The sequence below is a fragment of the Arcicella sp. genome, assembly GCF_964672035.1.
Genome location: NZ_CBABQS010000013.1, coordinates 25,827 through 47,912 on the forward strand (window position 1 = coordinate 25,827; position 22,086 = coordinate 47,912).

The 22,086-nt window shown below is 36.2% G+C and carries 15 protein-coding genes; 10 read left to right on the top strand and 5 right to left on the bottom strand.

Features of this window, described 5'->3' with window-relative positions:
- The first annotated feature begins 421 nt into the window (after window positions 1-421).
- Together AC1W31_RS05650 and AC1W31_RS05655 are read left to right on the top strand one after the other, a co-directional pair.
- Complete coding sequence (locus tag AC1W31_RS05650) at window positions 422-1,615, top strand: sensor histidine kinase (RefSeq protein WP_481733435.1); 1,194 nt, start codon at window positions 422-424, stop codon at window positions 1,613-1,615.
- Window positions 1,616-1,633: 18 nt separating this feature from the next.
- A complete protein-coding gene (locus AC1W31_RS05655; protein WP_481733436.1) occupies window positions 1,634-1,864 on the top strand; it encodes a hypothetical protein in 231 nt (76 codons plus the stop codon).
- Between the two features lie 65 nt (window positions 1,865-1,929).
- Here AC1W31_RS05655 and AC1W31_RS05660 read toward each other — a convergent pair whose 3' ends face one another.
- From AC1W31_RS05660 to cmk, 5 genes are all read right to left on the bottom strand, one after another.
- A complete protein-coding gene (locus tag AC1W31_RS05660; RefSeq protein ID WP_481733437.1) occupies window positions 1,930-2,331 on the bottom strand; it encodes a hypothetical protein in 402 nt (133 codons plus the stop codon).
- Between the two features lie 61 nt (window positions 2,332-2,392).
- Window positions 2,393-3,628, bottom strand: a complete 1,236-nt coding sequence (locus AC1W31_RS05665; protein ID WP_481733438.1) for an alanine dehydrogenase — start codon at window positions 3,626-3,628, stop codon at window positions 2,393-2,395.
- Between the two features lie 32 nt (window positions 3,629-3,660).
- Window positions 3,661-4,233: a hypothetical protein gene (locus AC1W31_RS05670; protein ID WP_481733439.1), complete on the bottom strand. Its 573-nt coding sequence runs from the start codon at window positions 4,231-4,233 to the stop codon at window positions 3,661-3,663.
- Between the two features lie 182 nt (window positions 4,234-4,415).
- A complete protein-coding gene (gene tsaE / locus AC1W31_RS05675) occupies window positions 4,416-4,850 on the bottom strand; it encodes a tRNA (adenosine(37)-N6)-threonylcarbamoyltransferase complex ATPase subunit type 1 TsaE (RefSeq protein ID WP_481733440.1) in 435 nt (144 codons plus the stop codon).
- 13 nt (window positions 4,851-4,863) lie between these two features.
- Entirely contained in the window at window positions 4,864-5,547 is a 684-nt protein-coding gene (cmk, locus tag AC1W31_RS05680; RefSeq protein ID WP_481733441.1) for a (d)CMP kinase, read from the bottom strand.
- Window positions 5,548-5,761: 214 nt separating this feature from the next.
- Here cmk and ade point away from each other — a divergent pair, with 214 nt between their 5' ends.
- The 8 genes from ade to AC1W31_RS05720 all read left to right on the top strand — a co-directional run bounded on the left by ade (window position 5,762) and on the right by AC1W31_RS05720 (window position 21,985).
- Window positions 5,762-7,408 carry an adenine deaminase gene (ade, locus tag AC1W31_RS05685; RefSeq protein WP_481733442.1) on the top strand — a complete coding sequence of 549 codons (1,647 nt, stop codon included), beginning with the start codon at window positions 5,762-5,764 and terminating at the stop codon, window positions 7,406-7,408.
- 293 nt (window positions 7,409-7,701) lie between these two features.
- Window positions 7,702-10,725: a SusC/RagA family TonB-linked outer membrane protein gene (locus tag AC1W31_RS05690; RefSeq protein WP_481733443.1), complete on the top strand. Its 3,024-nt coding sequence runs from the start codon at window positions 7,702-7,704 to the stop codon at window positions 10,723-10,725.
- Window positions 10,726-10,768: 43 nt separating this feature from the next.
- Window positions 10,769-12,103 carry a RagB/SusD family nutrient uptake outer membrane protein gene (locus tag AC1W31_RS05695; RefSeq protein ID WP_481733444.1) on the top strand — a complete coding sequence of 445 codons (1,335 nt, stop codon included), beginning with the start codon at window positions 10,769-10,771 and terminating at the stop codon, window positions 12,101-12,103.
- Window positions 12,104-12,650: 547 nt separating this feature from the next.
- Complete coding sequence (locus tag AC1W31_RS05700; protein WP_481733445.1) at window positions 12,651-15,872, top strand: SusC/RagA family TonB-linked outer membrane protein; 3,222 nt, start codon at window positions 12,651-12,653, stop codon at window positions 15,870-15,872.
- 31 nt (window positions 15,873-15,903) lie between these two features.
- The gene (locus tag AC1W31_RS05705) at window positions 15,904-17,355 is read left to right on the top strand and encodes a SusD/RagB family nutrient-binding outer membrane lipoprotein (RefSeq protein WP_481733446.1); all 1,452 of its coding nucleotides are present in this window, start codon (window positions 15,904-15,906) and stop codon (window positions 17,353-17,355) included.
- A gap of 304 nt (window positions 17,356-17,659) precedes the next feature.
- Entirely contained in the window at window positions 17,660-18,787 is a 1,128-nt protein-coding gene (locus AC1W31_RS05710; RefSeq protein WP_481733447.1) for an MBL fold metallo-hydrolase, read from the top strand.
- A 138-nt stretch (window positions 18,788-18,925) separates the two neighbouring features.
- Window positions 18,926-19,258 carry a hypothetical protein gene (locus AC1W31_RS05715; protein WP_481733448.1) on the top strand — a complete coding sequence of 111 codons (333 nt, stop codon included), beginning with the start codon at window positions 18,926-18,928 and terminating at the stop codon, window positions 19,256-19,258.
- A 204-nt stretch (window positions 19,259-19,462) separates the two neighbouring features.
- Window positions 19,463-21,985, top strand: a complete 2,523-nt coding sequence (locus tag AC1W31_RS05720) for a YbcC family protein (RefSeq protein WP_481733449.1) — start codon at window positions 19,463-19,465, stop codon at window positions 21,983-21,985.
- Window positions 21,986-22,086 lie beyond the last annotated feature (101 nt).

Sequence of the window (22,086 nt, forward strand, 5' to 3'; positions counted from 1 at the left end):
AAATTTTGCGATGTGGGAATGAGTATTTGTTGGTAAAGAGATAGTTTTGAAGTGGAACTGTAAAAATTAGTTATTATAAAAATATACTTCACTAATGAAAATAAGTGTCAAGTGTTTTTATTATTATTTATTCATGAAAATTATTTTTTAAATTTGTTCCTCAAAATGTTTTAAAGATACGTTGAAAATTCTTTTGACACCTATTAGGAGCTTTGAAGCTATTTTTGAAAATGGTAGCGCTATTTGTAATACACTAAAATAGGCCTTATTATCGGTTAATTTTAAGAAATAAAGGTGTTTATTTGTCGTTAGAAAGTGTGAAATAATTAAATTGTAGTGAATTACGACGGTCTGACGCATCGGTAGCCTTGTTCGTAGTCTTAACTTTACCACGGACAAAGCTGTCCGTTTTACAAACAAAATGATTCTAACCGTTGATATTTATAGCCGCAATACTTGGTGGAAAATTGCCTTTTTGGTTTTCTGTGCATTGGTGGGAGCTGCGTCACTTTACATTACTGATAAATTGGTATCAAAATTAGAAGAAAGAGAAAAACAACAGATTGAAATTTATGCCGAGTCAATTAAATATACCATGACCAGCGACCCCAATCAAGATGTTAATTTCTTTTTTGAAAAATTCAAACAAGCCAATGAGAATAATACCATTCCAGTAATTTTAAAAAATGGCACTGGTTATCTCGAATCAAATAATATTGAAATTCCTAAAGGACTATCGTCCAAGGAAAAGCAAGATTTTTTAAATGAAAAATTAAAGGAAATCCTCAAAGATGACAATGCTCCAATCGAGTTGGATATGGATTTCCACAAAGAGTACATTTATTACGGTAACTCTCAGCTACTCAATATCTTACGATACTATCCAATCTTTCAATTAATTGTCGTTTTAATCTTCGGATTGGCCGCTTATCTGTTTTTTGATGCTTCTCGGAAATCGGAACAAAACCGGGTTTGGGTAGGTTTGGCCAAGGAAACTGCGCATCAATTAGGCACACCGCTTTCTTCGTTGACTGCATGGGTTGAATATTTCAAAACGGACCCCACTTACGACCAAGAAATCGTGAAGGAATTAGAAAAAGACGTGCAGCGTTTGGATGTAATAACCACCCGATTCTCGAATATCGGTTCCGTTCCCGTCTTGAAAGAAGAGGATATTGTGGAAACGATTGGAACCTTTATGTCTTATCTTCAAAAACGAATTTCTACCAAAGTTTCCTTCAATTTGGTGAATGAATTACCCCCAAATATGACGATAAAATTAAATAAATATTTGTTTGAATGGGTGATTGAAAATATCTGTAAAAATGCTGTGGATGCCATGGAGGGCGTTGGAGCTTTAAAAGTGGTGATGAAAGAAACAAAAAATAAGCAAATTGCCATTGACATTTCGGATACTGGAAAAGGAATTGCCAAAAAGAATCTAAGTAAGGTTTTTAACCCTGGCTTTAGTACCAAAAAACGTGGTTGGGGCTTGGGTTTGACGCTTGCTAAACGAATTATTGAAAATTATCACAATGGAAAATTGACCGTGAAAAATTCGGAAGTAAATAAAGGAACTACCTTTCGGATTTTGTTGGGGGGCAGGATTAATTAACCACGAAATCTTACCTTTTTGAAAATTGATCACAAGCCAAATTTGTCCAATCAATTGAAATTAGGTGCTAAAGTGAAATCCAATTACGTAATTTTGGTAGGAAATACGGATTTAGGAAAACGTAAAATTGAGATGAAAGCTGTTTTACTAACGATGAAAAATGAAAGAGATATTGAGCCAAGTTTTGTAAATAATTTAGGGTATTTAATGAACCCTTCGCATGATCATAAGGAGACTTTTTATAATTAACGAACTAAGGAGATTTAGGATTGCTGATTTAAAAGTTACAATAAATCCGCAATCCCAAATTACAATCAGTCTTCTGGAAAAGGAATATACACGAAGCTGGCAAAATCTTTATCCAATACAAACAAGCAGCAGAACTCATCGGGGTCTTTGTAACTTGTTTTAAAAACCTCAATATTTTCTTCCGCAATAATGGCACGTTGCACAAATTCTTCCATCATCGAAGCGTGATAATGCCACTGATTACCATTCATTTCGTGAATTCCAATCAATTTTGAGCCAATCGGAACGGGATTTTGAGAAACCGCAAAAATGGGATATTTTGAAAATCCACGAGTACGGATTTGGTAGGATGCTTCTTTCAAAAACTCTGCAACAATCACAAAGTCAGTCGAAATAATTCCTAAATGTTTGCCATCTAATTCAGGTGAATTGGGGGCATTGGATATGGCTTGGTAGTCTTCTAACATATTCTGATTGCGGATTTTCGATTTAAGATTGCGGATTGATAACAAAATCGAAAATCCCAAATTAAAATCTCGCTGCACTTAGCAGACTTAAATCTTTATAATTCATGCCAAATTTTTTGGCGATATTGGCGTTTGTTAAACTGCCTTTGTAAGTATAAACGCCTTTCATGAAAGATTTGTTCGCAAAGATGGCTTCATCTATTCCACCCGTTTTACCCGTTTTCAAGAGAAATGAGGTAAAAATATTGCTTAATGCCTGCGTAGCAGTGTGAGCCACCCGTGAAGGAATATTGGGAACGCAGTAATGAATTACCTCGTGTTTCCTAAAAATGGGATTATCATGCGTTGTCATTTCGGAAGTTTCAAAACAGCCTCCTTGGTCGATACAAACATCAATAATCACCGAATCGGGCTTCATAATTGACACCATTTCTTCTGTAACAATACAGGGCGTAAAACCATCTTCGGCACGCAAAGCACCAATGACAACATCCGCTTCCGAAATTGCCTGTGTAAGCGTATGAGAATCAATAATGCAAGTATAAATATTATGCCCAACTGAATATTTTAGGCGTTGAAGTTTGTAAATATCTTTGTCAAAAACCTTCAAATCTGCTCCTAAACCAATGGCAATTCGGGCGGTGTATTCCGAAACTGTTCCTGCACCCAAAATCACTACTTTGGTGGGTGGCACACCCGTAATTCCGCCCAAAATAACGCCCATTCCGTCATTGGCACTACTTAAACATTCTGCTGCAATTAACATCACGGTACTTCCTGCAATTTCGGACATGGCTCTGATAATGGGCATTCCTCCAACGTTATCTTCGATATATTCGTAACAAAGTCCCGTGATTTTTTTACGGTTCAATTTCTCAAAATATTCCTTGGTCATACGGGGCATATTCAGGGCTGAAATCACCGTAGCTCCATTATTGAGATATTCTATTTCAACATCCGTCAAAGGTTGAACCTTCAAAATTACATCAGATTTAAAGACCTCTTCGGTGGTATAAGAAATTTGTCCACCCGCATCTGAATATTGATTATCCGTAAATTTTGCCCCATTTCCAGCGCCCGTTTCAATCAAAACTTGATGGCCATTGCGCACCAAAAGTCCCACGGCCGAGGGCGAAAGTGATACACGTCTTTCCTGCATCGAAACCTCTTTTGGAATTCCGATGAATAAACTTTTAGCGTTTTGTTTTGTCCAGACTAATGCCTCTTGGGGAACGCCGCTCGGCGAGATCATTCCAGATTGAGCAAGGACTTCTTTAAAACCTGTTGGTTTAGGCATTTTTTGAGTTAAGATTTGAGTACTGGTTTGATTTACATATACATTCCTCCAACTTTGAAAAAAGGATTCCATTTACCGTTTTCTTTCTTCAAAATCAAACCTTCTACGGAATATAGTTCTTGATTAAAGTAAGCTTTTAGTTCAATAAAAACATAAAGTTGATTTTTACTAAAAACAGGTTCAGACAGTTTTATTAATACTTTTTCTTTGTGAGTTTTATATCCTTCATCTACTATTTTAAACCCTTTTATTGGCAAAATTTTAATTTTTTTAGGATTCAACCTCATGGATTTTTCATATAAATAAGTCTGTTCTGTTGAGAATAATTTTGCAATTTTCTTATCCTTAAAAAAATAAGTATGATTAAAAGGATGATGTTCATCTGCAATATTAGCATCAGGATAATTTGATACTTGAAAACGATGATTATTCCATTTCTCGGTCTTGTTAGAAATAATATATTTCGATGGTTTAAGAATTTCATAGATAACCAAAGTTTTCAAAACTCTTTTATTCGATAATATTTTATGGATAATTTTATCTTGTGAAAAACTGGGAAATGTGCTGACTATTAAGAATAAAGTGAGTATTCTAAAAATTCTCATTTTTTAGTTTTTGTTTAAAATCTTCGTAAGACATCGTTCCGTCATTATCATCAATATTGTCCAGATGCTCTGTCAATTGCTTCAATGTCAGAATTTCTCCATTATTTTTTTTTCGTAAGGAGTGATAACATCCTTTTCATCAGGTATATCCATCTTCTTAATTATTTAACTATAAAAATACACTAAACCCCCACTCTTTCCAAATGAATCTCTCTTGCGCCATCTTCCAAGACTTTGATTTCTATTTCTAAATATTTGGTTGGCAACAAGTTAGCAATTTTTGAAGGCCATTCGATAAAACATCTTTCGCCAGAATATAAATAATCCTCCACGCCGATATCCATGGCTTCTTCCTCATTTTTAATTCTGTAAAAATCAAAATGATAAAGGTCTTTGCCTTGCTTTGTGGTGTATTCGTTCACCAATGAATAAGTGGGACTCTGTACATTACTTGTTACGACTAAAACGTCACAGATAGCTTTGATAAGTGTCGTTTTTCCCGCTCCCATTTGCCCTTCAAAAATCCAAACGGGCGTTTTTTGTCCGAATTCGAGAATGGTTTTGGCAACGGTTTTGATTTCGTTTAAGGAATTGTATTTTATTGTTTTTGTGTTCATTTTACTATTATTTTTACATTTTTGCCATCATCGAATCATGCAGTTGTACCACAAAATCTACCTGTTCATCCAACATCATATACGAAGTATCCATTAAGATGGCATCTTCTGATTGGATTAAAGGGCCTTCTTCACGGGTTGAGTCGATGATATCACGTTTTTTAATATTTGCCAAAATTATATCTAAATCAACTAATTCGCCCTTTTCTAATAATTCTCGTTGGCGCCGTTCTGCCCGAATGGCGGGGTCGGCGGTCATAAAAACTTTGATTTCTGCATCGGGAAAAACTTTGGTGCCAATATCTCTACCATCCATGACTACGCCACGATGTTTTGCCATTTTTTGTTGTTGAGCCACCATTGCTTTTCGTACTATCGTGATAGCACTGACCTCAGAAACCATCTGAGAAATGTACATTTTACGAATTTCCTCTTCTACATTCAAGCCATTCAAATATACATCACTTGCTCCACGGTGTTCGTTGAACTGAAAAGTGATATGAGTTTCTGATAGAGCCTTCTCAACTTCTTTAGGATTGGTCAAAGCCACGTGATTATCATAAAAATATAAACTCACCGCTCGATACATTGCCCCAGTATCAATAAAAGTATAACCTAATTTCTTAGCCACTCGCTTAGCAGTAGAACTTTTTCCACAACTCGAATGACCATCGAGAGCAATAACCATTTTTTTCATATTTATAAATTTTGTTTGCAAAGATAGGATAATAGGCGAAAGTAGAAAATAGCAACCACAAATAGTTCGATTAACTCAATTTATATCAGCTCATATTACTGTAAAAGAGATCTTGTAAAGAAATCTGAATAATCTACCTAAGATAATAAAGTATTCTGATATGTATAAAAAACAAGGATAAATTGGTAATTTTCAATTCTAAAATCAACAATTTATGCAAATCACAGGTAATATCATCAATATTTTTGACAAGAAAATTCAATACGGAATTATTGATATAGAAGATGGAATCATTCAAAAAATAACGTACCAGTCAGACCCAAAAGCCAATAATTCATACATACTTCCAGGTTTTGTGGATGCGCACGTTCACGTGGAAAGTTCAATGCTTACCCCCATTCAATTTGCTCGTTTGGCGGTGGTTCATGGCACGGTTGCCACGGTTTCTGACCCGCACGAAATTGGAAATATTTTGGGTAAGGCTGGCGTAGAGTACATGATTATGAATGGTCGTGAAACGCCCTTTAAATTCTGTTTTGGCGCTCCTCCCTGCGTTCCTGCCACTACTTTTGAAACCGCAGGAGCCACCATAACTCCTTTTGATATTGAAGAATTATTTATCACTTATCCAGAAATTGGGTATTTGGCGGAGGTGATGAATTTCCCTGGTGTGTTGAATAAAGACCCTGATATGATGGCCAAAATTGCGTTGGCAAAACAATACAATAAACCCATTGACGGACACGCCCCGGGGTTAAGAGGCGACGATGCCCGAAGATATATCGAAGCAGGTTGCCAGACGGACCATGAATGTTTTACGGCTGATGAAGCATTGGACAAACTAAAATATGGCATGAAAATTCTAATTCGGGAGGGTTCGGCTGCCAAAAATTTTGAGGCTTTAATTGACTTATTACCAGAACATTACGAAAATATGATGTTTTGTTCGGATGATAAACATCCTGATAATTTGGTAGAAGGGCATATTAATTTATTAGTAAAAAGAGCCTTAGCAAAATATCCAGATTTATTGTTTGAAACGCTAAAAATGGCTTGTGTAAATCCCGTGTTGCATTATCGTTTACCCGTAGGATTATTGCGTGAAGGTGACCCCGCTGATTTTATTGTGGTTGATAATTTAGCAGATTTTAACGTGCAACAAACGTATTTAAATGCTAAAATTGTGGCGGAGAATGGCACTTCAAAAATTGAGAATTTGCCGAGTGAAATTCTCAATAATTTTAATTGTAGAGCCAAGAAAGAAGAAGATTTTGCCTGTAAAAATTCAGATTCACCAGCGACAAATATAAAAGTTATTGAAGTATTGGATGGACAATTAATTACTTTAAAATCAACACATCAACCCAAAATTTTCAACGGTTTTGTTGTTTCTGACGTAGACCGAGATATTCTAAAAATTGTGGTCGTCAATCGTTATCAAGATGCTCCTCTAGCAGTCGCCTTTGTCAGAAATTTTGGTTTAAAAGCAGGGGCAATTGCTTCATCGGTGGCTCATGATTCGCATAATATCATTGCCGTTGGTGTGGACGATAAATCAATTTGTGAAGCCGTGAATATGATTATAGAAGCGAGAGGTGGAATATCAGTTACTAATGGAAAAGGACAAGAAAATATGCTAAAATTGCCAATTGCAGGCATTATGTCCGACCGTGACGGCTATCTAGTAGCCAAAGAATATTCTGCCATTGACCAATTCGCCAAACAATTAGGATGTACATTGGCTTCACCTTTCATGAGTCTTTCGTTTATGGCACTTTTAGTGATACCAAACCTGAAATTATCCGATTTGGGATTATTTGATGGAGAAAATTTTTCATTTACGAGTATTTTTGTAAAATAATTGTTAATTTTAGACCTGAAATCTTAACCAAAATATAACAACACAATTAAAAAAGCTAAAAAAATCATCGATAAAACTAAAAAAACTTCCGAAAAAAAATCTCTTTTTGATTGTTCTGAGATAAAGCATTTGTGAACATTCAAATTGATAATTTTCTAATCTTTTATAAGTCTAAAACTTATCTCTTCAGTATTAATCAATCTTATATTCTTGATGATGATAAACTTGTCATCAGACACTTATTTTTTACACAAATACCTTTTTTAAATTTTTCATTAACTTTTTAAAATCACATGAGAAAAATTCTTCTATTATCGGTCTTAGCAGTGCTGGGACTTTGCGGGCAAATATTTGCTCAAGACAGATTGGTAACGGGTAAAGTTACTGATGCCAAAGACGGCTCGCCACTTCCTGGAGTTAGTATTGCTGTCAAAGGCTCTACAAAGGGAACAACTACCGATGCAACAGGTAGTTACAAGGTAAATGCTCCTGCTACTGCAACGCTTTCAGTTAGTTTTGTTGGATACTCTTCGATGGAGGTGAAAATTGGAGGTCGTTCTGAAGTGAATGTACAATTAGGTGAAAGTATTAATCAACTTTCGGAGGTGGTAGTAAGTGGTTTGGCTACGAGTGTAAAACGTTCAAACCTTGCTAATTCAGTGGGAACGGTTTCTGCAAGTCAATTAACTGGAACTACCACGCCTATTACAACCGATGGTGCATTATATGGTAAACTGGCGGGTGTAACCATCCAACAAAACACCTCAATGCCTGGCGGTGGTTTCAATGTACAATTGCGTGGTGTTAGTACCTTGGGAGCATCAGGTTCACAGCCTTTGTTTATTGTGGATGGTGTTTATATTGACAATAGTCAATCTGCTAATGGTCGTGGAGTTGCCAACAAAGCAACAAGTGGTAGTAACTCAGACTCACAGGATAATAACCCAAACCGTTTGGCTGATTTAAATCCTGATGATATTGAATCAATGGAAGTATTGAAAGGAGCTTCTGCGGCAGCCCTCTACGGTACTCGTGCCAATGCAGGTGTGGTTATTATTACGACAAAACGTGGGAAAGGCGGTAAAACTAAAGTTTCATTTGGTCAAGATATTGGTTTCAGTGAAGCACAAAGATTTTTCGGTGGTGCAGAATGGACTGAACAAAAAATTAATGATTGGTTTAATCCTGACGATGTTCCTGCTTTCAAGGCAGCAAAAGCTTCTGGTAAGTATTATGACTATGAAAGAGAATTATATGGAGAAAAAGGTATTATCAAAAACACTCGTTTGAGTTTAACAGGTGGTGATGAAAAAACTAAATTTTATGTGAATGGAAGTTTAGCAGATGAACAAGGTATCATCAAAAAAACTGGATTTAGCCGTGCCTCAATCAGAGCAAATATTGATCATAAGATTAACAAGTGGCTTGATTTTGGAATTAGTTCAAATTATGTGTTTACAAATACAGACCGTGGTTGGGCTGGAAATGATAATTCAAACATCAACTACGGATATTCAATTCCATACACACACCCTTGGGTAGATTTACATCCAGATGCAACGGGGCGTTATCCTGACAATGATCCTGCGGTTGGAGAAAATCCGTTAGCAATCCGTGACCGAGCAATCAATAACTTGAAAGTAAATCGTTTTATTCAAGGATTTACGGCTAATGCACGTATTTTAAATACAGCAACTACTGGTCTTACTTTTCGCTTAAATGGAGGTTTTGATTTTCAAAGCGGTTATTCTTTAGTTTATTTACCTGCTGATTTACAATCTCAAAAAGCAGAGAAAAATCCAGGACTGGCTCAAGATACCCGTAATGAAGTAACAAATACCAATTTTCAGGCTTCTCTGATTTTTACTAAATCATTGATGGATAATGGTTTAAATTTGACAACATCGGCAGGCTTGGTTCGTTTGACAAGTACTGGTAGATATACTTTTAGTCGTGGACAAGGGCTCCCAGTTGGTGTAAATACTCCCGCAGGTGGTAGTGTTGTTACCTCTGTTCCTTTCTATCAATCAAATACTGACGTTGGTGTTTTTGCTCAACAAGAAGCAAACTATCAAGATAAAATTATCGGAACGGTTGGTATTCGTTTTGATAAATCAACACTTAATGGTGAGTTTGATAGATTTTATGCTTTCCCAAGAGGATCAGTCGCTTTTAACCTTGCCAAATTTGGTACTTGGGCTGGCGATAAAGTAAGTCAAATGAAAGTGAGGGTTGCTTACGGTGAAACTGGGGGTGTACCAACATTCGGTACTCCATACACCAACCTTAACGTTATATCAGTCGGTGGAATTGGCGGACTAACCGTTTCAACGGCGGGTGGAAATCCTAAAATTCAGCCAGAAAGAGCTACTGAACTGGAATATGGTGTTGATTTTGGTTTATTCGGTGGACGTTTAACGGGGGAACTTACTTTATACAACAAAAAGGTATTTGACTTGATTCAACCATTGACAACCGCACCAACTACTGGTTTATCTTCTGTACAAACCAACTTGGCTGACTTAGAAAATAAAGGTGTCGAATTCTCATTAGGCGGAACGCCTGTGAAAACAAAGAACTTCACTTGGTCGTTAAATGCCATTTATTATCAAAACCGCAGTGTTATTACTCGTTTGGGCATTCCTACTCGTAATACAGGAGCGTTCGGTGCGACATTTGGTTCTTACCGTATCAAACTTGACCGTTCTCCTACGGAAGTTGTTGGAAATCCAAAAACTGATCCTAATGATGCAACTTCTTTTACAGTTTATGGAGATCACCAACCAAAATTCAATCTTTCATTGAACAATACATTCTCCTATAAGAATTTTGATTTAACTGTTTTGGGTGAATATCGTCACCAATTTACCGTTATCAGTTTGGCTCGTGAATTATTTGACGAAGGTGGAACAACCAGCGATTGGAATAGTACAAGTTTAAACAAAGGCTCTACTGGAAAACCGGCAACTGGTGCTGATATTGTACCGAATGGTATTGCTCGTCAAAATGCCAACGGTATTATTGATGGCGTTATTCAAGAGGGATACAATCCATCAGTGGTGAGTTTCTTTAAATTAAGAGAAGTAGGTTTGTACTACAGAATTCCGACTGCTGTGGTTAAAAAAGCATTTCGTAATGTTGTAGAAGGGATTAAATTTGGATTCTCTGGAAGTAATCTTTTTATGTGGACAGATTATAAGTCAGGCTATGACCCAGAAAATTCAAACTTCGGTACTCAAGCAATTAATGCAGGGGTTGATATTGGTTCAGTTCCTCCTGTACGTCGTTTAATGTTCCGTGTGACGATAGATTTGTAGTATCGTCTCTTCCAATTCATTCATAATATTTAAGACAGAAAAAATGAAAAAACTCATATATTCAATACTTTCAGCATTACTATTAGCCAATGGGTTAATGTCGTGCGGGATTACCACAACCGAAGAGGTAATCAGTCCAAACAATGCCAGTTTGAGTTCAGTAACTTCAAATGCAACAAAAGGTCAATTAGATGCTTTGGCAATTGGACAAATTGGTCGTGCCAGAGATGGCGTTGATACTTACACACAAGTGGTGGGAACGGCAGGAAAAGAATTATTCAACTTTAATTCAACTGAAAACCGTTGGATGACCGAATTGAATGGAACAAAACCTTTGGATAATTCAAACTTTTACAGTGGTGCAACAACTGCTTTTGGTCCAGCCGTTAGACAAGCCAATACTTTAATTGCGGCAGTTGCCAATACAAAATCAGTAACTGCCCAAGAAGCAAGTGGGTATTTAGGTTTAGCGAACACCTTTAAAGGTTTAGCGAATCTTTATGAATTAAATGTACAATACACAAATGGGGTGCGTTTGAACGTTGAAGACCCTTTGAAGCCAAGTAAGTTTGCTACTTACGATGAATCATTGGCGGGAATTAAAAAGTTTTTGGATGATGGTGCGGCTCAATTAGATGCAGCAGGGGCTGCTTTCCCTTTTGCTATGCCAGCCACTTACGCAGGATTTAATACGCCAGCCACTTTCAAAAAATTTAATCGTGCCATCGCTCTTAGAGTTGCTATTTATCAAAAGGATTGGACAACAGCAGCAGCTTTGTTGCCACAAACTTTTTTAAGCGAAACGGGTAGTTTAACGGCAGGACCCTCACACACTTTCAATCCAACTAATCCAGACGTTGGTAATCCATTGATTAATACTTCATCAGTTCGTATTGTTGGGGTTGAAAAATTATGGAATGATGCAGAAGCAGGCGATTTGAGATTAACGAATAAATTGAAAGTTGTAAGCCCTTCAATATCTTTCACCAATGGCGTTGTATATGCCACAAAATATTTGGCAAATATGTATAACTCGGCAAGTTCTTCAGTGCCAATTATTCGTAACGAAGAATTAGTGTTGATTGCAGCGGAAGTAGCGGCTCAACAAGGAAAAACGGCTGATGCAACAAAATATATTAATATTGTTCGTGCAGCGGCAGGTTTGAAAAATTATGCAGGCGCAACTGATAAAGATGCTTTGATTAACGCCGTCTTGAAAGAGAGAGCTTATTCACTATGGTATGAAGGACATCGTTGGGTTGATATGCGCCGTTATGGTAAATTAGGAGAGATTACTCTTCCTGTTGCCGGTATGGTCATTTATGATAAATTGCTCCGTCCATTAACTGAAGTAAACTGGGATATTGCCAATCCTTAGAGATATTGAAGCAAGAGAATTAGGCAATAAAAAAGACTCATCTTGCGGTGAGTCTTTTTTATTTTTTTTGGTCTCATAATCAAATAGTTATGGAAATTTCAATGAAAATAATTGCTCCAAAATATTGGTTGCTCCAAAATATTTTGTTGCAACGGCACACAAAATATTTATATTCACACTATATTTAAAAAAAAAGGTTAATTTTAGTATTATATTTCGTTAACAGGTAAAAACTAAACACAACCAAAATATCTTTATAGTCAAAATTACTCCCAAACAACTCTTTAGGATTCATTGAATTTAACAAGCTCAATTTTCCACTACTCAATTAGATTATACGTACTGCTGCTCAATTAATGGTCATGAATTCTAAATATTCATGAGAAATTATCTTTAAAAACAATTATTAAATTTCGTGGCAATTTGCCATCTACTAAAACGTTCCTTGTATCCAATATTTTGGATTAAGGCTTCTATGTGATTACACTTTTTACAATTGTAATATTTTATAAATTTTTCATCAATAAAACAACACAACATGAGAAAAATGTTACTTTTTATCTCTTTACTACTAATGGTATCAGGGATAAATGCGTTCGCACAAGACAGACAAATTTCTGGCAAAGTTACTTCCTCGGAAGATGGCTCACCATTACCAGGAGTGAATATTACTGTAAAAGGAACAAATCGTGGAACTACTACTGGTGCCGATGGTAGTTACAAAATTAGCGTTGGTAGTCAGTCAACACTGGTATTTTCATTTGTAGGTTTCCAAGCACAAACCTCTAATGTAGTTGATAGAACTACCATCAATATCGTTTTGAAAACGGAAGTAGGGGTTTTGGAAGAGATTGTTGTAACCGCCTTAGGACAAAGCAGAGATAAAAAGGCCTTGGGTTTTTCGTCTCAATCAGTCAGTGAAGAGAGGTTAGCCAACACCCGTAATACAAACGTTGCAGATGCCTTAACGGGTAAAGTAGCTGGTATCCAAGTATTTGGACAGTCGGGGGCAAAATTTGGAACACCAACTGTTCGTATTCGTGGTATTAATTCTTTGACGGGGGCTGATCCACTTTATGTGGTGGACGGAACGCCAACGGATATTAATTATGTGAATATGGACGATGTAGAGAGTATTAACGTTCTGAAAGGTGCGAGTGCGAGTGCTTTGTATGGCAATCGTGCCTCACAAGGAGTTATCATTATTACGACTAAGAAGGGAGCTAAACAAGATGGAATTGGGCTTGATTTTAACCACAGCACCGTAATCGACCAAGTGAGTTTATTACCAACTTATCAAAATGAATACGGTGGAGGTTACTCACAAGGATTCGATAAATTCAGTTTTAATCCTGCCATCCATCCTGCCGCTTGGAGTGCTTTCAATGGTCAGAATATTATTGATTATTCCGCTGATGAAAGTTGGGGACCTAAAATGGATGGAACATTGTATCGCCCTTGGTACTCTTGGATTCCTTCTGACCCTGATTTTGGGAAACAAGTTCCTTTCTCACCAAATCCTAATAATGTGAGAGACTTTTTCAATACTGGTTTGTCAGTAAATAATAATGTTGCTTTCTCTAAAAAGGGGGAAGGATACACCTTCAGAGTATCTTATACTAATATTTACGGAGAAAGCATCGTGCCAAATAGTAATCAGAAAAGAGATTATTTATCGGTAAAAGTTCAGAATAGTTTAACGAAAAAATTATCGATGAATTTGAATTTGAATTACGCCAATGAGCGTACGCAAAATCGTCCTGCGGATGGATATAGTGGTTCAAATCAAACGGTAGGTTCGTTCAACCAGTGGTTTCAACGTCAATTAGACATGACACAATTGAAAAATTATCGTAATCCTGATGGAACGTATAGAAGCTGGAACATTACTGGTCCAGAAAATACAACGCCATTGTATTGGGATAATCCATATACAGAGGTAAATGCTAATAATAACACTTTTCGTAACGAAAAAATCTTTGGAGATTTAGGACTTTCGTATAAGATTACGGACTTTTTGACCGTCGGTGTGATTGCTCGTAAAGATTTGAATAATTATAATTTCAATAGCTTAATTGCCTCTGGGACAAAAAGAGTAGCAAGTTTTGGTTTATCAACGGTTCTATCAATTGAAGATAACTATGAAGGAATTATAAACTTTGATAAGAAATTCGGAGAATTTACCATCAAAGCATTAGCGGGTGGAAATATTAGAAGAAACAGCCTGAATTATACCGCTCAAAGCACATCGGGAGGATTAGCAACCCCTGAATTGTATAATATTGGTAATTCAATCGGTCGTCCAAACGTATCAAATTTTGATTCAAAATCGGAGGTTAGAAGTATTTACGGCTCTACGAGTATTGACTATAAAGATTTGGTTTATTTAGAAGTAACGGCTCGTAATGATTGGTCTTCAACCCTTCCAAAAGCGAATAATTCTTATTTTTATCCGTCAGCTTCGTTGAGTTTAATCTTTACTGAATTGACTGGTAATTCGGGTGCGTTATCATTTGGCAAAATTCGTGGAGCGGTTGCACAAGTAGGTTCAGATATTGGTGCGTATCAAATTACACCTGTTTTTGCAGCCGGTAATCCAGTTGGCTCTAATCCAACGCAATCTTTACCAACTCGTTTGCCAAATACTAATTTGAAACCAGGTATTTCAACTTCTTATGAAGGGGGTGTTGATTTAAAATTCTTTAAAAACCGCTTAGGCTTAGAACTAACGGCTTATTCAACAGACAATAAAAATCAAATCCTTCCTTTAACTGTACCTTCTTCAAGTGGTTATACGAGTGCTTTGGTAAATGCCGGAAACATTCGTTCGAGTGGTATTGAATTGCATTTGAATGCGATGGCAATAAAAACGAAGGATTTCTCTTGGGAAATTGATTTTAACATGGATAGAAACCGTTCTAAAGTAATTGAATTAGCGGATAATTTGAAAGCCTATCGTTTGGATAATATTGGACAAAGCATTGGAAATCAAGGTGCAACCAATAGTCCATTTGCGGGTGTGCCTATTTTTGGTGGAAGTACTTTGAACTTAGTAGCTCGTGAAGGCTCCGATTGGGGTGTAATTGTAGGACGTAAAATTAGAACTTTCCAAGCAAAAGATGCCGCTGGAAATAATGTTGATAATGCCAGTAATGGTAAAAGAATGGTAGGTGCTGATGGTTTTTATTTGTATGATAACGGTCAAGATATTGCATCAATTCTGCCTGATTTTAAAGGTGGTATGTTTAATACTTTCAAGTATAAAGATTTCTCTTTAAAAGTAATGTTCGATTTCGTGGTTGGGGGTAAATTCTATTCAACTACCCGTATGTTTAATGCCTATTCTGGCTTAAGTGAACAAACAACTGGCACGAATGATAAAGGAAAACCTGTACGTGATGCTGTAGCAGATGGTGGGGGTGTTTTATTATCAGACGCTGTGAAAACTGATGGAGCGAAAAACGATATTTATGTGGATACTCAAACGTTATACGAGACCAAATTATTTGACCTAAATGAGTATTGGACTTACGACAAAACGTATGTTAAAATGCGTGAAATCAACTTTGGTTATAATTTGCCAAAAAGTTTGTTAGGCAAGACTCCATTCAGAATGGCAACGATTGCTCTGTTAGTACGTAACCCATTTTTGATGTACAGTAAAGTTGGAGGAGGGATAGATCCATCAGAAACGCAAAGTCTTTGGGGTGAAGGTGGTCAATTGCCTCCAACACGCTCTTATGGTGTGAATTTGAAATTTTCATTCTAAAATCATCAACAATTTATAAAGAAATTATACAATGAGAAATATCATAAACATAAAATACTTTTTAATAGCTCTTACATTCATCAGTGTGATGACTGGCTGTCAAAAATTAGATGACTTTGGGGACTTGAATGTCAACCCAAATAGTGCATCAAAACCCAATCTTACAAGTATTCTTACTAATTCGTTAAGAACGGTTCGTTTAGGGGTTACTGACAACACAGCTACCCAAATATTGTATGCTCAACATTGGTCTGAAATAACTTATACTCAAACTTCAACCTATGCAGGTTTACCGTTTGATTATGGCATATTTTATACAACTGCCCAGAATTTACAGTTGATTATTGACTATAACACAAATGCGGATACCAAAGGATTAGCAACAATTTCAGGCTCAAATGCCAATCAAATTGCAGTTTCACGTATCGTAAAGGCCTATTTATTTAGTGTCGTAACTGACCGTTGGGGCGATGTTCCCTATTCAGAGGCCTTGAAAGGAAATGCTAATTTTAAGCCAAAATTTGATAAACAACAAGATATTTACAACAACTTGTTTAAAGAATTGAAGGAGGCTCAGGCACAATTTGACGGCGGAGCAAATGTAAAAGGTGATTTCTTGTTTAACGGTGATAACACAAAATGGAAGAAATTTGCTAACTCATTAAGAATGGTTTTAGCGCTTCGTTTATCAAAAGTTGATCCTACGAAAGGAAAAACAGAATTTACGGCCGCTTTATCGGATGGGATAATCACCTCAAATGCTGATAATTTGACTTACAAATTTCAGAAAGATGCAAACAATGAAAATCCTTGGTACAGCAGTTTTGTAACGAGTGGTCGTTTGGATTTTGCAGTAAGTACGGTTTTAGTTGATTTTTTAAAACCAGTAAATGACCCACGTTTAGCCGCTTTCGCTGCCAAAGCGGTGAATCTTCAAGATTACGTAGGAATGCCTTATGGTTTAAAGAACTCAGGTTACAAAGCCGCAAACGTATCCTTACCCAATGATAAAATAATCAGAACGCAAGATGCTCCTGCCTACGTAATGACGTATTCACAGGTATTATTCTCAAGAGCAGAAGCAGCAAAATTAGGTTGGACCTCGGAAGATGCTAAAACGATGTATGAAGGTGCAATTAAGGCTTCAATGGAGCAGTGGGGTGTTTATACGGCTGATTCATACAACACTTTCATCGTAAATTCTACAGTTAAATATAGTGATGCAAATGCGTTATCATTAATTGGAAATCAAAAATGGGTTGCCTTATATATGCAAGGACATGAGGCATGGTCTGAGTGGCGACGTACTGGTTTTCCAGCATTGACCCCAGCCATTGGAGCTGCTAATCCAAGTAAACAAATTCCAAGAAGACACGGATATCCAACTACCGAGCGAGATTTGAACGGTGATAATTACAAACTCGTTGCTGGTCAGCAGGGTGAAGCGGATAGTTTTGATACAAGAGTTTGGTGGGATAAGTAATGATTGACAATAATTTAAAAAGACTCATCGAAAGGTGAGTCTTTTTTTGTGATGAAGGATAGAAATTTCCTGAAAATCTACTATTTTTATTGAATAACCTTTATAAATCTGTTCAAACTTATTTCTGTCGGTATAAATAGTTTCATTTTCAACCTGATAACTCGAAATTTATTCACCATGGCGATGGATGCGATTATCCATAAATTTCGAGTCACCAAATAAAAAAATGAATTCAATTTCTATTCAAAATGAAAAGTTTAAACAGGTTCTATATTAGAATTTTGTCTATTTAAAAGGAGAGAAAATGAAACGTAGAAAATTTATCAAAAATACGATTGCCATTACCGCAGTTTCAACAGTAGGCGGAGGAATTGTTTTATCCAAAAAAAACCACATGAAATTAATCATAAAAAATAATGATTTAGAAACGATTTGGGAAGAGTGGGAGATAAATGGGGGTAATCCTGTCGATGAAAATGGGCGTTTTGTCAACATGGATACTGTCGGCTACGAAAAAGCTTCTTTAGGAAATGTCTTGAAATGGCAAACTACTAAAAATGAATACAAAGACCGAAAAAATAATGAATCGCAAGGGACTGAAGTCATTAAGAATGATTCATTTCTGAACGGTCAGAATGATATAATTGTGATGTTGGGTCATGCCACAGTTTTTATTCGCTTGGCAGGAAAACGAATTTTAATTGACCCTGTTTTGGGAAATGTTCCAGTACCAAATTTAGAATTTTTATCTTCCAGTAAACGCTTTTCAGCATTTCCAATCGACCCCAAAAAATTAATAAATTTTGATTATATCCTCATTTCACACGCTCACTACGACCACTGCGATAAAAGTAGTTTGAAATTACTCCAAAAACAGAATCCCAATGCCAAAATTTTGACGGGTTTAGAAATGCAGGTAATTTTACAAGATTGGATGCCAAAACATGAAATTCAAGAAGCGGGATGGTTTCAAAAATATAAAACCGATAATCAAATAGAAATTATCTTTGTTCCTTCCTGCCACTGGTCAAATCGGGGAATAAATGATGCCAATGAAACGCTCTGGGGTGGATTTATCTTAAAATCAGCCTCAAAAACCGTATATTTTAGCGGCGATTCTGGTTATGGAAATGGTACTCATTTCAAGAAAATAGGTGAATTATTCCCAAATATCGACGTTGCCATGATTGGAGCAGGTGCATTTGCACCTACTTGGTTTATGAAATACAATCATCAAGATCCAAATGATACAGTAAAGGCTTTTTACGATTGTAAAGCAAAAATGTTGATTCCGTTCCATTTTGGAACATTTGATTTATCAGACGAACCTCTCGATGAACCTGCAATCGTATTAGAGAAATTAAAAAAAGAAAACAAAATTGGAGCAAATAAGTTAAGGATTGTGAAATTTGGAGAAGTAGTTTTAGTTTAAAATATCAAAATTTTTTTCAATTCTAAAAAAAGTTATATCTTTACAAGTAGAATTGTACAACAAACTATAAAAAGTACAATTAAATATAGAATTGGTAATAAATTAATCGATTTTTTATTCATGAAAGGTTTAAGAAACATGTTCATTTTACTTATTTCACTATTGATATTCAATGGTGTGATGGTAAATAATGTGTCGCTTCATGAAATTGCTAAAAAATCTGAAATAAAAGTAGCGCAAAATTTTAACCATATTTCGGTTGATAATTTTGTAGAAGATACTACTCCCAACGAAGACTTCGACCTCGAAGAGGATTGCGATGATACGGATGATGATTTTATGGAAGCATTATTTTCTCCCAAACTCATTAGTGCAAATACATCTCCCCACCCTGATTCATATTACTATTCATATTCCCATCAATCTGTAAAGAGATTCATTCTTTACTGTTCCCTCAAATTGTACTGCTAAGTGATTCCAAATTAGTAGCTATTCTTTAATTCCAAAGAATTAAAAATTACTTTTCCAAAAACAATTCTTGTATTAAATGATACAAACAGATTATCATCTATTTGATAATCAAGGGTTTGTATTGTTTTAAGAAAATATTTTGTTGGTTTGTATTTGGTTAAAAGTATTTTTAACTCAAAATCTTTCATAAAATCTAAGATTATTATGAGTACAAAAACGGTAATATCACACACGCATTTATTTGATGAAAAGGAAGTTATCCATGAGTTAAAGCACTTTTTGCCTGCTCAAAATCCTTTGAAAGACTTTGTTCATCACAATACGCTTCACGCATTTCAAGATATGAAATTCTTTGAAGGTATTCGTAAGGCATCCAAAATTTTTGGGTATAACGTCTCCTTATCTTTAGATGAATTTAGAGCTTTATATGCTTCAGGGCGCATCAGAAAAGATGTTTTGGATAAGATTATTATCGAAAAATATGGTACCAAAGCCGCAAAAGAGTGGACAAAAAAGGCCCTTTCTGAGCAATATGATGCTACTTTCAAGCCAAGAATTGGAAATTTAAGAGGTAATTGGAAAAAATCTTACCATATAGATTTGGATTCGATGGTTCATCCAACTCTTTTTAGAATTATCTGTGGTTTTCTTGACCAAGGAATTGCCATTTGGGCTTTCCCGGAGAAAGGAAAAGGTTTTTTGGAATCCTTGAAAAGTATTGAGCAAAATAGTTTTTCAAGTTATTTTAGAAGAAAACGGGCTAAAAACTTGTTGCTTCATACAGATTGTAAAATGGAAGATTTGCTCAAAATTTTGGTGGGTGATGAATCGCTTTATAGCCAATATCTTTTTGATCAGCAATTTGCGCATCAAGGATGGTCGGGAATGGTTTCAGCCGTTGAAGATTATCCTGAAACGCTTTTGGATACTCGTTATATTTCCTTGCACGATGCGATTATTTTTGAATTATTACTTGAAATTGATGCACTTGATTTTCAATTTGGGGATGACTGGTCGCCACTATCAAGCAAATTGACCAAAAAACCGCTTGAATTGTTTGCAAAAATACCAGCCTCGGAATTGAATGAGGTTTTGAAACTTTGGCAAGAAGCTTTTGAATGGAGCTATTACGACGAAGCACTTGCTGGTATTCAGATGGTGAAAGTGAGCAAAAAGCCAATTCAAGAAACAACTTTTCAAGCATTGTTCTGTATTGATGACCGTGAATGCTCTTTCAGACGTTATTTAGAACAGTTTGATTCGGCTTGCGAAACCTTTGGAACGCCTGGTTTTTTTGGGGTTGAATTTTTCTTCCAACCCGAAGGCGGACAATTTTATACGAAGGTTTGTCCCGCCCCGGTTACACCCAAATACTTGGTAAAAGAGCAAAATGAAATCGTAGGAAAGGGGTCAAAAACCAAAAAAGATGTTTATTTCTCAAAGCATACCCACTCTTTTTATAGTGGTTGGTTAATTTCTCAAACTTTAGGATTTTCGTCGGCGTTCAAATTATTTGGTAGTATTTTCCGACCATCCATGAGTCCTGCTACGTCGTCTTCTTTCAGGCACATGGATAAATTGGCGGCTTTGACGATTGAACACAAACACGCTGAAGCACCCGAAAAAGGACTGCAAATTGGGTTTGAAATCAACGAAATGGTTGACCGTGTGGAAGGTACCTTGAAAAGTATTGGATTGGTAAAAGATTTTGCACCGATTGTTTATGTGGTTGGTCATGGGGCAAGTAGTGTCAATAATCCACACTTTGCGGCTTATGATTGTGGTGCGTGTTGCGGACGTGCGGGTTCTGCCAATGCTCGTGTGTTGAGCGATATGGCAAACAAACCCGAAGTCAGAGCGATCTTGAGAACCAAAGGGATTGAAATTCCTGACGAAACTCAATTTGTGGGGGCTTTGCACGATACTACTCGTGACGAAATCGTTTTCTTTGATGAAAATTTACTCTCTCCAATCAACTTGGCGAGTCATTATAAACATGAAAAATTTTTTGAAAAATCGTTAGACTACAACGCCAAAGAAAGGTCAAGAAGATTTGAATCAATTGATACAAATCTAACCCCTGCGATGATTCACGATAAAATAAAAATCCGTTCGGTTTCTCTGTTTGAACCCCGTCCAGAATTAAATCATGCTACCAATGCTCTTTGCATTGTGGGAAGAAGAAGTTTATCAAAAAACTTATTTTTGGATAGACGTTCTTTCTTAAATTCTTACGATTATTCAATTGACCCCGAAGGAAAATATCTTTTTAACATTCTAAAAGCCGCTGCACCCGTTTGTGGAGGCATTAATTTGGAATATTATTTTTCAAGAGTTGATAATCAAAAATTGGGTGCGGGTACAAAACTTCCTCATAATGTGATGGGACTCGTGGGCGTAGCCAATGGGATTGACGGCGATTTAAGACCTGGGCTACCAAGCCAAATGATTGAAGTCCATGACCCCGTGAGAATGCTATTTATCGTTGAACATTTTCCATCGGTAGTCTTGGAAACGATTCAACGCTTATATGCCACGTATGAATGGTTTATCAATGAATGGGCAAATTTAGTGGTGGTAAATCCAGAAACGAAAGCGCTTTTTGTTTTCAAAAATGGTGAATTTATTCCGTACATTCCTTTAACCAAGGAACTTCAAAAGGTTTCGGATATTCAGGCTTTATTAGCAACATCACAAGAAAATTTCCCAGTTTACCTGATTTCTTAAATTGAAAATTTGAGTGTGCTAATTTGTGAATGCGTTGAACCACTATTGTTTGATTTTATTTTCAAAATTTCCCATTTTCAAATCTTTAAATTGAACAAATC